This is a genomic window from Deltaproteobacteria bacterium, from assembly GCA_016874755.1.
GTDB lineage: Bacteria > Desulfobacterota > Binatia > UBA9968 > UBA9968 > DP-20.
Window position 1 is genome coordinate 108354 of record VGTH01000002.1, and the last position, 13578, is coordinate 121931.

Sequence of the window (13578 nt, forward strand, 5' to 3'; positions counted from 1 at the left end):
TTAAAGCGACTGTTTCGGCACAATGGCTTGATTGCTGGCGCGAATCAGAATCTCGCGGCTAGCAGTTTCCGCGAGTATCTCGCCCATGTCACTCAAACCACGACGGATGACGCTGGAAAACCAGCGGCCGTCCGGCGTCTCTAAAAATTTTATGTAGTCGAGAACCTCGCCGCCTGGAATATCTCGGTAGATATACAAGAAGCGGCCCGCGGTCAAAGTTTCGATGGCGCCTTTGGCAGCCAGACGCTCGCGCGCCATGTCCTCTTTACTGAGCCGTTGATCGCTGGCGATGAGCGGGTTGAGCACGCGGCCGATGCCGCGCTTGAAAGCGAAGATGATATCGAGCTGTGCTTCGGTGGACTCCTGCGCAGCGTCAAGGCGCGCCATCAGGCGGACCCGTTCGGCTTCTTCCGCGCTGCCCTTGAGCTTGCTGGTGTATTCCTGAATCACTTCGTGCGGCGCGTCAGCGTGAGCTTCTTCAATTTTGGTTACCTTGGCGCCGAGCGGCGTGCGCAGCCAAGACAACACGCGCGACAAACGATCGAAGTCGAAGTCGAAGTCGAAGTCGGTGTCCAAGGCCGCGGTCAACAGGCGCAACAGGTTGGCACTACGGAACACTTGCTCCAGCACGGGATTTACGATCGGCGCATCTTTTTCAGTGGCGCCGAAAATAAGCCGGAAGCCGTCGCGCAGGCCACCGGCCATTTTGCCGGCGCTGCGCTGGATTCCCGATGCATCGAGCACGTTGTCAATCGTCTCGCCGCGGTTGGCGAGCCCATTCAAGAATTCGCGCTCCCTTTCGAGTTTAGGATTCAACGCTAATGCGTGTTGCAACGCTTTGATACCTTCGTCCCTCTGGCCGAAAGCGACCGCGATGCGGCCAATCTCCGCCACCGAGCCGGCGTCACCGGGGTTGAGCTGCACCGCGCGGGTGTAAGCCACCAGGGCTTCGTCATAACGGCGCGCCCGCCGCGCCGCGCCGCCAAGGTTCCGGAAAGCCAACCAGTGGTTAGGGTTGACCGCTACCGCTTCACGTAGCCAGCGCAGCGCTTCGTCAAAGTTGTTGCGCTGCAGGTAAACCAGCGCCAGATTCATATAGGGCCAGCTAAATTTGGAATCGAGCTTTATTGCGCGCTCGTAAACTTCGATAGCAAGGTCCGGCTGCTTGTGCAGAGTAGCCAAGCGATAAGCCAGAACATTGAGAGCCTCCGCTTGCGCACCCACCTCATGACTCGGTAGCCGCACTCGCATGATTGCGCTGACTTGTTCGCGGTTTTTTTCATCGCCACGCTCGGCCACGCCTTTCAGTATCAAACGCGCCATGCTCAGTTGCCCATTGTCGGCGAGACTAACTCCCAAGGACAGCACGCATTCGGCCTTTTCTGGATGCAGCGCCAGCGCGAGCAAAGAAAGCGTGAAACGCGAAACGCCGCTCAACGGTAAGCCGCAATAGTCGGCTCCCTCGCGCACCCAATTGCGTTCGCGGGCAAGCGCCAGCGCCTCCTCCTGCTGACCACTTTCCAAGAGCACGGCGAAGAGCGCTTCGGCAGTCCCACTCGTCGCGTCCCGCGTGAGATGACCGCGCAGTTCTTTGATGCCCTCGTCGCGCCGTCCCATGCGCACTAGCAACGAGGTGAGCTTTTGATAGTTCTGATCATTGCGCACCAAACTCGCCGCACGCCGGTAAGCGTCGAGCGCCTCGTCCAGCTCACCCAGCATCTCGGCGACCTCGCCGCGATAGTAGTGCGCCACAGAAGAATCCGGCGCGCGTTTGACCACCGCGCGAAAATGCTCGGCCGCTTCTTTGATGGCGTTGCGCTCCAAGGCCTGGCGCCCCCGCTTGAGCAGGTTCTCGGCCTCTTCGTTGAGAACTTGGCAGTAGGTTATTTGCGGCAGGAGCAGGCAGACAAAGTAGGAACAGACAAACGCGGCGCGATATATCAGCTGCATGGGTCTCCCGGAACCTGTTATTTGACAGCCTCCGGCTAGTCGAGATCGATGTCTTTCAATGGTTTTTCAATCGGCTCCTCTTTGGCTTTCTTGAAAAGTTCCTGAAACTTCGCCTCGAGTACTTTGGATTTGTTTCGCTCAGCCTCCACTGCCTGCTTGTACTTTTCTTCGCGCTTGTTGGCTTCCTCTTTGACAAAGGACACTGCGTCCTTGATCTGCGCCACCGGCGACGGCTTGACCGCGGCCTTGTGATCGAGCACAACCGCCAAAGTTGAATCAATGGTCAGCATGGCATCGCAGCACGGGCAAGCGATTTGAATGGTTTTGGTTTCGTTGGACATGTTGGCTCCCTGAGACGTGAGTCGCGAGGCACGAGTAGGAGGCTGAACTGGCGACTCGTGGCTCACGGCTCGTGCCTACTTCATCCTCTTAGTTCTATTTGTTCCCCATCCGGGCCGCCGAAAACGACGCGGCGCCAACCTTGTTCGCGCGCCTCGCGCGCGGCGGTGTCGTGCGGCGCGCGCATCAATTTGACGCCGTCCTTTTGTAATTGCGCAACCGTTTCATCGAAGCTGTCGGTTTCGAGGCAAAAATGGAACCCTTTCATCTCACCGTCGGTGTGATGCGTCAATTCGAGGACCGTGTCGCCCAATTTGAGATAGGCAATCTGCAAGCCGCCGCTGGCGGTCTGTTGAAAGTAATGTTTGAAACCAAAATGCTTTTCGTAGAATTGGACCGAGCGATGGAGATCGGCAACATGCAGGGCGACGTGATCGATGCGCTTGAACATGACGTTTTCCTCAACTCAAAGGATAAGCCGCCGGGGACTGTCTTTGCAAGCGAGCTTCGGATATAAGAACACACCGCTTGGCGGGTAATCTTCTACAATGCCCATCTATCGACTCAGTCGAGAACCGATCTTTCCACCGGCGGATGCCGCTGATCCGACCGGTTTGCTCGCCGTCGGTGGCGACCTGTCGAGCGAGCGCTTACTCGAAGCTTATCGCGCGGGAATTTTTCCCTGGTATTCGGACGATCAACCAATCCTTTGGTGGTCGCCCGATCCGCGCACGGTGCTCAACCTCGACGAGTTTCGCCTGTCACGCAGCCTGCGCAAAACCATCAACAAAAATCTTTTTACCGTCACCTTCGACCGCGCCTTCGCCGAGGTCATCCATGCCTGCGCCCAGGTGGCGCGCACGACTCAAAGCGGCACCTGGATCACCGATGAAATGCAAGAAGCCTATGTGCATCTGCACGGTTTGGGCTATGCCCATTCAGTAGAAACCTGGGTCGGCGATGAATTGGCCGGCGGCCTCTACGGTGTCTCGCTGGGCAAAGCGTTCTTCGGCGAGTCGATGTTCCATTTCAAGACCGATGCATCCAAAGTCGCCCTGGCCGCCCTAGTGCAGCAATTGAAGGAATGGGAGTTTCATCTCATCGACGCGCAGATGACGACCGAGCATTTGCTGAGCTTAGGCGCGAAAGAGATTTCCCGACGGGTGTTTTTGAAGCGACTCACAGAGGCCCTAAAACATCCGACGCGGCGCGGCCGCTGGCGCAGCGCGTAGCGAGTTGCGAGCGCGGGGTTTAAGATTTTGTGCTGGTTTCAATCTTTTGCAGTAGATCCGCGAAGGATTTCTGCAACGGAAATTCGCACGCGAATAGCGCCAGCGCCAGCCCCGAAAGAATATACTGATCAAACTTGTAGGCGCCGACAATGGCGAGAACCAAACCATAAACCGCCAGCGCCTCGATGATCGCGAACGCGACAACTTTGCGCGTGACAAACGTCGAGATCACGCTGGCCGCGCGTTGCTCCACCGGGCCTTTATGTGCTTCAAGGGCGCGCAATAGCTTCGATTGTTTTTCCCGTGTGAGCAGCGCCTCATTGCTGAGAAACTGGCGCTTCCACCAGAAAAGGTAGCCAAAATCGACCGCGGCCAGTGCCCAGAGCACAACCCGCAAGCTCTCGCCAAAGGCAAACCCGGCAGCATATTTCGGGTTGGCGAGTATGCTGCGCGCGATGAACAGGTATATTCCCACCGCCGCCGTAAATATGCTCCAGAGAATGACCGCGGCACCGCGCTGGTCGAGTAGAATGGTTCTAAACTCGGGACGGATCATGGTGAGGTTATCTAACACAATCCTATTTTGCTGTCTTGCTTGTCGGCACCGACCGGAGGATGCTATAGCGGCGTCAAGGAGCAAAAGCCATGCAAGAATTCGATCTTGTCATTCACGGCGGGCGCGTCATCGACGGCACCGGCAACCCTTGGTTCTACAACGATATTGGCATCAAAGACGGCAAGATCGCGGCCATCGGCAAGATCGCGCCGGAGGCTGGCAAACGAGCGATTTCCGCCAAGGGCTACGTCGTCACGCCCGGCTACATCGACATGCACACACACAGCGACCAGCCGATCATTCACGACGGCAACGCCGAGAGCAAAGTGCGCCAGGGTGTCACGCTCGATATTATCGGCGAAAGCCAAACCGTCGCGCCGTTGGCGGGCGAGGTGCTGGAGGAGTATCGTCTCGAACATCGCAAGCGCAATTTCATCGAAACCGACTGGACCGACTTTACCGGCTACTTCGATCGGGTGATGCGCGGCGGCGTGTCAATCAATTTTGCCTCCGGCGTTTCGCCGCAACAGGTTAAGCGCGTGGTCTGCGGCTTCAAAGAACGGCCGGCGACTGCCGCAGAGCAAGAGCAGATGAATCGCTTGGTCGCGCATGCGATGGAACAGGGCGCGCTCGGATTGACCGCCGCATGGCACGCCAAAGGACCCGAGTATCCCGGCGAAGTCGTCGAGATGGCCAAGGTTGCCAAGCGCTACGGCGGCTACTACGGCGTGCATGTCGGCAGCGAAGGCTTTGACATGATGGAGGAGCTGGCCAAGATGCTGCGGGTGGCGCGCGAGTCGCGCATTCCCGTGCATGTCTATCACTTGAAAATGCGCGCCAAGGCCAACTGGGGTCGGATTCGCCAGGTGATTCAACAATTGGAAGAAGCGCGGGGCGAAGGCTTGGAGATCACCGCCAATCAGTATCCCTATACCGCGATGCAGCACCCGTGGCGCCGGCTATTTCCGCGCTGGGTGCAGGACGCACCGGTGCAGGAGACCATCAGTCAATTCAAAAATCCCGACTACCGTGCCCGAGTCGTCAGTGATCCCGAGTTCAACCAGTACGTCGATGAGCATGGCGGCTGGGAAGGCATCGTCGCGGCGCGCATGGACGGCGAAAAGATCAAAAAGTTCGAAGGGATGACCATCGCCGAGATCGCCAAGATCCGTGAGAGCGATCCGGTGTCGACCTGCTTCGATCTCATCCACGAAGAGGGCAGCTTCATTCACGGCGTGCACCACACCATGAACGAAGACGACGTGAAGACCGTTATGCGCATGCCGTGGATATCGATTGGTTCCGATGGCAGCGCCTTGAATCAGAAATTTCCCGGAAAGCCCCACCCGCGCAGCTTTGGCACCAATCCCCGAGTGCTTGGCAAATACACCCGCGATGAAAAAGTTTTGACCGTAGAAGACGCGGTGCGTAAGATGACTTCGCTGCCGGCGCAGGTGTTGGGGCTCAAGGATCGCGGTTTGTTGAGAGAAGGGTACTGGGCGGACGTTGTGTTGTTCGATCCCGATACTGTCGCCGATCGCGCCACCTATGACGAACCGAAGCAGTATCCGAAGGGAATTGATTATGTGCTGGTCAATGGCACAGTCGTCATAGAAAATGGCCATCACACCGGGGCGCGGCCGGGGCGGGCGATCTACGGACCGGGGCGTGTCGCGTAGCGCGATGCGATTTCAGATTCCAAATTGCAGATTCGAGATTTTTTCAGACCGGAGATTCGCTGCTTGGAGGGACGATGGATTACGATTTACTGATTAAGAATGGGCGTGTGGTCGATGGTTCGGGGCTGCCGTCGTTTGTTGCCGACGTTGGCATTCGAGACGGCAAGATTGTCGATGTGGGGCGATTGAACGGCACGGCCAAGCGGACCATCGATGCGAGTGGTTTCGTCGTTTCTCCTGGTTTTATCGATCATCACACCCACATGGACGGGCAGATTCTCTGGGACCCGTTTGGCACCTGCGAGCCGCAGCATGGCGTGACTTCGATCATTATGGGCAACTGCGGTTTGGCGCTAGCGCCTGTAAAAAACGGCGATGAAGATGCCATCGTGAAAAGTTTCGTGCGCGTCGAAGCGATCCCGCGTGTCGCTCTAGAAAAAGGCGTGCCCTGGGGCTGGAAGAGCTATGGTGAATATTTAAACAAGCTCGAAGGCAACATCGGCATCAATGTCGGTGGCATCGTCGGCCACATCGCGGTGCGCCAGTTCGTCATGGGCGAGGAGTCCACGCAGCGCAAGGCAACGGATAGCGAAGTGCAGAAAATGCGCGGAGCGGTCGGCGAGGCGATGCGCGCCGGCTCGTTTGGCCTCTCGACCAATCGCAACGAGCGCCACATGCGCGAAGATGGCCTGCCGGTGCCGAGTCGGCTAGCCGATGATCACGAGCTGTTCGCGCTGTGCGAAGTCGTCAGCCAATCCAACGCCGGGGTGATTCAAATGAACATGGGTCGCCACTGCGTCGAGCAGATTCCACAATACGACGAGCTGGCCCGGCGCGTGCGCCGGCCGATCGTTTGGCAGAGCGTGCAGTACAAAGAGAGCGAGCCGGAGCTGTGGCAAAACATGCTGAGCGGCATCGCCAAGACTTTTGCCGAGGGTTACCAAGCCTATGGTTTGACCCACACCGTGCCGCTGATGCGCCACTTCAGCATGAAGGACGCGCAGATTTTTGACGAGTTCCCAGTCTGGAAAAATCTGATGTTCCGGCCCGAGCCGGCGCGCAAACAGGCGTTCGCCGACCCAGCCACGCGGCAGAAGATGCGCGACGACATGGCTGAGCCGCGCTCGGTATCATATCACCGCAACTGGGGCCGCGTGTTTGTCGAGAAAGCCGCCAAGACGGAAAATCAGAAATACGTCGGCAAGAGCGTTGCCGAAGTCGCCGCGGCGAGAAATCAAGATTCGCTCGACGCGTTCCTGGATTTGTCCTTGGAAGAAAATCTCGAAACCATGTTCGAGACGACCAACCGCGGCTTCAACCCCGAAGCGATGAGCACGATCATGAAGAGCCCCTACGTAGTCATCGGCACCTCCGACGCCGGGGCGCATGTGCAGTTTGGCGCCGATTTCGGCTACTGCACGACGCTGCTTGGCATGTGGGTGCGCGACCGCCAGATGATTGCGCTGGAACACGCCATTCACAAGCTGACGTTTCACGTCGCGTCGATCTGGGGCATCGAAGGGCGCGGCCTGCTGCGCCCGGGCTACCACGCCGATGTGACGATCTTCGATCCCAAGACGATCAAGGCCTGCGCGCCGGAGTGGGCGGAAGATTATCCCGCGGCAACCAAGCGCTTCATCCAGCGCTCCGAGGGCGTGCACTACACGATCGTCAATGGAAAAGTCGTTTTCGAAGACGGCAAAATGCGCGGTGAAATGGCTGGCGACGTGCTGCGCAGCGGCGCGTACCAAGCGTAAGGGAACGATCTCGGAAAAATCTCGCGCAGAGACGCAGTGCAGAGTTCGGAAACTTGGTAGGGGCGGGTGTTAAACCCGCCCTCTTTTTTGCCTAGGAGCAATTCGTGGCAGGAAGCAGCCTCTTAGCATTGATCGATGATATCGCATCGATCCTCGACGACGTAGCGGTGATGAGCAAGACCGCCGCCAAGAAAACTGCCGGCGTCATCGATGACGTCGCGGCCATGAGCAAGGTCGCCGCGAAAAAGACCGCGGGCGTCTTGGGTGATGACTTGGCGTTAAACGCCAACCAGGTCGCCGGCGTCCACACCGACCGAGAATTGCCGGTGGTCTGGGCCGTCGCCAAGGGTTCGCTGATCAACAAGGTGATCCTGGTGCCGGCAGCACTGGCGATCAGCGTGTTTGTCCCATGGGCGATCACGCCGTTGTTGATGCTCGGCGGGGCCTATCTTTGCTACGAGGGCTTTGAAAAAATCGCCCACAAATTTTTGCACGACGCCGACGATGAGGCGCATCACAAGGAACATTTGGATGCGCTCGTCGACCCGGCACGCGATATGGTGGCCGTCGAGAAGCAAAAAATCAAAGGCGCCATTCGCACCGATTTCATTCTTTCCGCCGAGATCATCGTCATCGCGCTGGGCACGGTGGCGCACGCTGATTTTGGCAAACAGGTGGCGGTTTTGGTGGCCATCGCACTGCTCATGACCGTTGGCGTTTACGGCCTCGTCGCCGCTATCGTCAAGCTCGACGACGCCGGACTGCACCTGAGCCAAAAACCCGGCAGCGGCGTTTGGTCCCAATGGCAACGGGCGATCGCTCGGCACTCTTAAGTTTGGCGCCTTGGCTGATGAAAACCCTTTCGGTGGTTGGCACCGCGGCGATGTTCATGGTCGGCGGCGGCATCCTAACCCACGGCATCCCGGGCGCCCATGAATGGATCGAGCGCATCGCCCACGGCGCCGGCAGTTTCTTGGGCGCGGTGCTGCCAACATTGTTGGACGCGTTGGTGGGCGTGATCGCCGGCGCGATCCTGGTTGCGGTGGTAGTCGCGGTCACAAAACTGTTGCGCCCGGCCAAGCCGCACGCTTAGACGGATCATGTTTCGGTTGCTGCTGCCGGCGCTGCTGCCGTCCTGGCGCTTTTTCGACACCATCGCGCCGTCACCGCGCATCCAGTTCGCCTTGCTTGATCACCACGATGAGCCTGAGCCCAGTTGGCACAGCTTTCGCCCCCATCCCGATCGTCTTTCCCTGGGCGCCATGATCCGCCGGCTTTTTCATAACCCGCGCTGGAACGAGTCGTTGTACATGGTCACCTGCGCCGAGCGGTTGCTCGAACAACCCTCGCGATTTCGCGAAGAAGAGATTCTGCGCCGCATTACCACCGCGATCGAGAGCGGCGAGATAGGGTGGGCCCCGGCCCAAGCGCGCTTTGTGCGCTTTCGAATCCTTATCCTCAAACGCCAGACAGGACGCGTCACCGAGCGCGTCATGTTCACCTCGACGGCAGCGCGATTGGCGCCGTCGCCATGAGCCTGGAAATCGCCGTGCGCTGGAGCGAGATGCTCTTGGCGCTCGCTTTCATACAGCAGAGTATCGAGCATCTATCCGCACCTGGAACCGAGCGCTGGTTGTTTGCCACGCGGTTAGCGCTGGCACTTTTGTTATTGATTGGTTTGCAACCAAGCTGGGCGCTAGGCGCGATGCTGCTTTTGAGTCTAGCGATTCTCCATCGCTTCGACGGCCCCTACAACGGCGGCAGCGATCGCATGAGTTTGTTGCTGTTGATCTGTTTACTGCTATCGCATCTGGCGCCGACGCCACATTGGCAAGAAATCGCCCTTGGCTATTTGTCAGTGCAGTTGCTGCCGTCGTACACAATCGCCGGGTGGGTGAAACTTGCCAATCCCGACTGGCGCAGCGGCCAGGCCCTGAAAGACGTCTTTGAATTTTCTGTTTATCCAGTCAGCGAAAGCATCCGCGCCTGGGCAGGCTCCCCAAGGCTGTTGTTCGGGTTGTCCTGGACGATGATGCTATTTGAAATTCTTTTTCCGCTGGGGTTGCTCAACGCCACGGGGTTAATGGCCGTGTTGTCACTGGCAGCGCTGTTTCATCTGATCAACGGCGGTATCTTCGGCCTCAATCGCTTTCTCTGGAGCTGGATTGCGGCCTATCCTTGTCTGATCTGGTTTCAACAACGGGTGTTCGGCGGATGAGGGCGACCAACCGGTCGCCCCTGCACCGGCCCAACTAACTCTAAAACTGGTTAACGCCATTCGTGTTTGGGATAGCGGCGCTGCAGTTGATTTTTTAATTGCGGGTAGGTGTTGCGCCAGAAGTCGGCAAGATTCTCGGTCACTTGCACCGGGCGATTGCTCGGCGCCAGCACTTGGATGCGCAGCGGCACGCGGCGCTGGGCGATCCAGATTCCGTCTTTGATGCCGTAGAGATCTTGAATGCGCGCAGCGATGGTTGGCGGTGCATCCGGCGAATAGTCGACTTTGACTTTGCGGCCGCGCGGCAGCTCGATGCGCTCGGGCGCGTATTCGTCGACCCAACGCTGCTGTTGGTGCGATAGCCAGGATTTCACGACCGACAGCACGGGGCGATTGCGGACTTCGCCGTAACTGAACGCGCCGTGGCAGACGTGCTCGATCATGATGCAGCGATCTTCCGCGCCGATGGCGGGGAGCTCCAATTCCGCCATCCACTCGCGCAAACGATTGACGCGCAAGATCCAGTCTTCAACCGCGTCGTCCCAATGTTCCAATTGACAGCGACCCGCGGCAATTTCACCGGCAAGCAACGCCGCTGCGTCATCCACTGAGGGATCGGCGCCAGGCTTCTGCTCCAGCACCAAATCGCGAAAACGAGTCTCTTGCCGGCCAACCACGCGGCGCGTGACAGGGTCGAGCGCCACCGCGCGCGTTTGTTCGATATGGCTGGGAAACAGCTCCTGCAGCCATTCTTGCTTGACCGCCGTGGCGAGATTGAGCATGACGTTCAAATTGCGCTCGCCGCTGGCGCCACTTTGCACCTCGCGTACTTCCGAGACGACAAAGAGCGGAGCCTTAACCACGCTTTCGCGCGCCAGCGTGCCACCTCGGTTGTGCACGAGAGCGCAGCGCGGGCCGTGGTCGATTCGCTTGGCCAACTGATCGGGAAAGCCAAGCAAGATGCAGCGCTGCACGGCGTCATTGGCGGCGGATTTTTCTTTGGTGTCCAGGCCCTCCTCGTCGGCGACGCGGAGAAATTGCTCGAATAGCGGGCCGACCTGTCGCGCTGCTTGAGCATTGATGCCGACGCGTCGGCAGCGCTCGGCATTGAAGTCATGCCGCTGGGCGTAGCGCCAGGCGCGCATCAGGACAAAAAAATCGGATTCTACTTCGTGCGCGAAAATTTCATCCCGGGCTTCGCTGGTCTCATCGTTCGGTCGGCGCGCCAGCAAGTCGCGGCCTTGCGTCAATGCGGCAATCAACGCCACCTGACGAACGCAGCCGTATTCTCGCGCCGCCAGCAGCATGCGCGCGTAGCGTGGATGGGCCGGAAAAGCGAGCATGCGGCGACCGAGAGCGGTGATCTCGCCGCTGCTTTCATCTACTGCGTCCAGATCGTTCAGCAGCGTCTCGGCGCGCTCCAGCGCCCGTGGCTCGGGCGCTTCCAGCCAACGAAACGATCTAACGTCGGTGACGCCGCTCGCCTTGAGCGTCAAAACAACCTCGGCAAGATCCAACCGTTTGACTTCGGATATCTCCTGCGCCGCGCGGCCGCTCTGCTCATGGGCCGTCCATAAACGCAGGCAACGACCGGGCGCGGTGCGGCCGGCGCGGCCGGCGCGCTGATCGGCAGCGGCGCGGCTGATTTTTTCGATGAGCAATGTGTTGATGCCGCGGTGCGGATCGAAGCGCGGTATGCGCGCCAAACCGCTGTCGATCACCAAGCGCACGCCGTCGATGGTGAGCGAAGTTTCGGCGACGTTGGTGGCAACGACGACTTTGCGCTTATCGTAGCGCGCCACCGCCGCATCCTGTTCTCGTGGCGGCAACTCGCCGTGCAACGGAAAGACAACGAACTGGGGACCTAATGCACTCTGCGCCGCTTGCACAGTGCGGGCGATTTCGTAAGCCCCGGGCATGAAAATCAGCGCATCGCCCTCGGGATGTTCGCGCACCAGGCGCTGCAATTCTCTAACGGCATTTTCCCAAACCGGCCGATCGCCGGCGGGGTTGGCAAGATAGTCCACCTCGACCGGGAAAGCGCGCCCCGCCGATGACAGCACCGCGCAAGGCTGCAAATATTTCTCGACGCTCGCGACCTCAAGCGTCGCTGACATCACGACGATGACAAGATCGGGCCGCGTCGCTGCCTGAATCTGCAGCGCCCGCGCCAGGGTGATGTCGCCATAAAGATGACGCTCATGAAATTCGTCGAACAGAATTGCGCTGATCCCTTTCAACGTCGGATCGGCGAGCATGCGCCGCAACAGCACCCCTTCTGTGACATAGCAGATGCGCGTCGCCGCCGATGCGACGTTGTCCAAGCGCATCTGATAACCCACTTCGCCGCCCAGCTTGACGTTGCGCGTTTGCGCCACCCAAGTGGCCAGCAGTCGCGTCGGCAAACGGCGCGGTTGCAGGATAGCGACTTGACCGTCGCCCAACAAACCGCCGTCGAGGAGCATCTGCGGCACTTGCGTCGACTTGCCCGACCCGGTGGGCGCGGTAAGCACCAAGCGCTTTTGCGCTTTGACAACTTCGAGCAAGCGCTGCTCGATTTCGTAGATGGTAAAATCCGGCTTTGACATTGACTGGGCTAGAACAGGCGGAGCTGCTTGGGTTTATCGTCAAACACGGTGCGGCCACCGAGAGCCGGCGAGATGGCTTTTTCGTGAGCCACGACGGCGGCGAAGTCCGCTCGCGGCTGTAGATCGGTTTCAATCGTCTGAACGAAACGATCTAATCTTTGAAAGCCGCCAAGCTTATCACGATCGCCGAGCTTGGCTTTGTCGAGCGCGCTGCGCAGATATTGCAGCGAACGATCGTAGGTCTTTAGCGGCACCGGAAACGGATGGCCGTCCTTGCCGCCATGGGCAAACGAGAAGCGCGCCGGATCGCTGAATCGGCTCGGCGCGCCGTGCACGACTTCGGCGATCAGTGCCAACGACTGCAGGGTGCGCGGGCCAAGCTTTTCCACGAGCAACAGCTCGGCGAAATCGTGCAGGTCGCGCTCGTAGGCGACGGCCAGCACAGCGCCCAGGCGCTTGAGATCGACGTTCGCGGCGCGGACATCGTGATGCGCCGGCATAGTTAAATGACGCGCTTCGTTGAGAATCTTAGCCGGCTTTTCCTGGGCGATTTCCAATAATGCGTGCTGCGCCGGTTTGGCGTGGGTGTCGACGAGATTCATGATCACGCCCTGGTTCTCACCGACGATGGCGCTGTGCGGTTCCGCGACGAAATCACGCACCGTAGCCGAGTGCCAATGATAGCGCCGCGCCATGCCGCTATGATCGTTCAAACCTTGCTGCACCACCGCCCATTCGCCGCTCGCCGTTACCACGAAACTGTGCAGATAAATCTGGAACCCATCGGCAATCGCATTGTTGTCGACCCGCGCGGTCAATCGGCTAGTGCGCACCAGCGTATTGCCGTCAAGCCCGTGCCGCTCGGCAACCGTCAGCAACTCCTGCGGTGTGTTGCGTGAGAACCTGCCACGCCCGCCGCAGATGAAAAGACCAAGCTCCTGCGCACGCGGCGCCAGGCCGCGCTTGAGCGCGCCCATGACCGAAGTGGTGATACCGGACGAATGCCAATCCATCCCCATGACGGCACCGAAGGCTTGAAACCAAAAGGGATCGCTAAGGCGTGAGAGAAACGCTGAAGTGCCGTAATCCGCGACGATCGCCTCGGTGATTGCCGTGCCGAGCTTGGTCATGCGCTCCGCGAGCCACGGCGGCACGCGGCCGCCATGCAGCGGCAGATCGGCGGTCCCGGAGCGATTCATGCCGTGATTGTATAGATAAATCGTGGGTTGCGACAGCCGGCCGGCAGATTCGGAACACCT

Annotated in this window: 11 protein-coding genes and 1 pseudogene; 6 read left to right on the forward strand and 6 right to left on the reverse strand. The window is 59.2% G+C overall.

Annotation, left to right across the window (positions count from 1 at the left end):
• From FJ145_01675 to FJ145_01685, 3 genes are all read right to left on the reverse strand, one after another.
• Positions 1–1950: a tetratricopeptide repeat protein gene (locus FJ145_01675; protein ID MBM4260128.1), complete on the reverse strand. Its 1950-nt coding sequence runs from the start codon at positions 1948–1950 to the stop codon at positions 1–3.
• A 35-nt stretch (positions 1951–1985) separates the two neighbouring features.
• Complete coding sequence (locus FJ145_01680; protein ID MBM4260129.1) at positions 1986–2291, reverse strand: hypothetical protein; 306 nt, start codon at positions 2289–2291, stop codon at positions 1986–1988.
• An 80-nt stretch (positions 2292–2371) separates the two neighbouring features.
• Positions 2372–2740, reverse strand: coding sequence for a VOC family protein (locus FJ145_01685; GenBank protein ID MBM4260130.1), 369 nt, complete (start codon positions 2738–2740; stop codon positions 2372–2374).
• A gap of 97 nt (positions 2741–2837) precedes the next feature.
• Between FJ145_01685 and FJ145_01690 the strand changes: the two genes are divergently transcribed.
• On the forward strand, positions 2838–3521 hold the full coding sequence (locus tag FJ145_01690) for a leucyl/phenylalanyl-tRNA--protein transferase (protein ID MBM4260131.1): 684 nt from the start codon (positions 2838–2840) through the stop codon (positions 3519–3521).
• A 19-nt stretch (positions 3522–3540) separates the two neighbouring features.
• Here FJ145_01690 and FJ145_01695 read toward each other — a convergent pair whose 3' ends face one another.
• Positions 3541–4095 (reverse strand): hypothetical protein, encoded by a 555-nt coding sequence (locus FJ145_01695; protein ID MBM4260132.1) that lies wholly within the window; start codon positions 4093–4095, stop codon positions 3541–3543.
• Between the two features lie 71 nt (positions 4096–4166).
• Between FJ145_01695 and FJ145_01700 the strand changes: the two genes are divergently transcribed.
• From FJ145_01700 to FJ145_01720, 5 genes and pseudogenes are all read left to right on the forward strand, one after another.
• Positions 4167–5756 carry a D-aminoacylase gene (locus FJ145_01700; protein ID MBM4260133.1) on the forward strand — a complete coding sequence of 530 codons (1590 nt, stop codon included), beginning with the start codon at positions 4167–4169 and terminating at the stop codon, positions 5754–5756.
• A gap of 74 nt (positions 5757–5830) precedes the next feature.
• Positions 5831–7513, forward strand: coding sequence for an amidohydrolase family protein (locus tag FJ145_01705; protein ID MBM4260134.1), 1683 nt, complete (start codon positions 5831–5833; stop codon positions 7511–7513).
• A gap of 104 nt (positions 7514–7617) precedes the next feature.
• Positions 7618–8606: pseudogene (locus FJ145_01710) on the forward strand (DUF808 domain-containing protein).
• Between the two features lie 7 nt (positions 8607–8613).
• Positions 8614–9048, forward strand: a complete 435-nt coding sequence (locus FJ145_01715; protein ID MBM4260135.1) for a hypothetical protein — start codon at positions 8614–8616, stop codon at positions 9046–9048.
• Complete coding sequence (locus tag FJ145_01720; protein ID MBM4260136.1) at positions 9045–9731, forward strand: HTTM domain-containing protein; 687 nt, start codon at positions 9045–9047, stop codon at positions 9729–9731. The genes FJ145_01715 and FJ145_01720 overlap by 4 nt, the downstream gene beginning before the upstream one ends.
• A gap of 50 nt (positions 9732–9781) precedes the next feature.
• On the opposite strand, the gene hrpB is transcribed toward FJ145_01720, so the two are convergent.
• Both hrpB and FJ145_01730 read right to left on the reverse strand, forming a co-directional pair.
• A complete protein-coding gene (hrpB, locus tag FJ145_01725) occupies positions 9782–12319 on the reverse strand; it encodes an ATP-dependent helicase HrpB (GenBank protein MBM4260137.1) in 2538 nt (845 codons plus the stop codon).
• 8 nt (positions 12320–12327) lie between these two features.
• Positions 12328–13518, reverse strand: a complete 1191-nt coding sequence (locus FJ145_01730) for a DUF763 domain-containing protein (protein ID MBM4260138.1) — start codon at positions 13516–13518, stop codon at positions 12328–12330.
• Between the last annotated feature and the right edge of the window lie 60 nt (positions 13519–13578).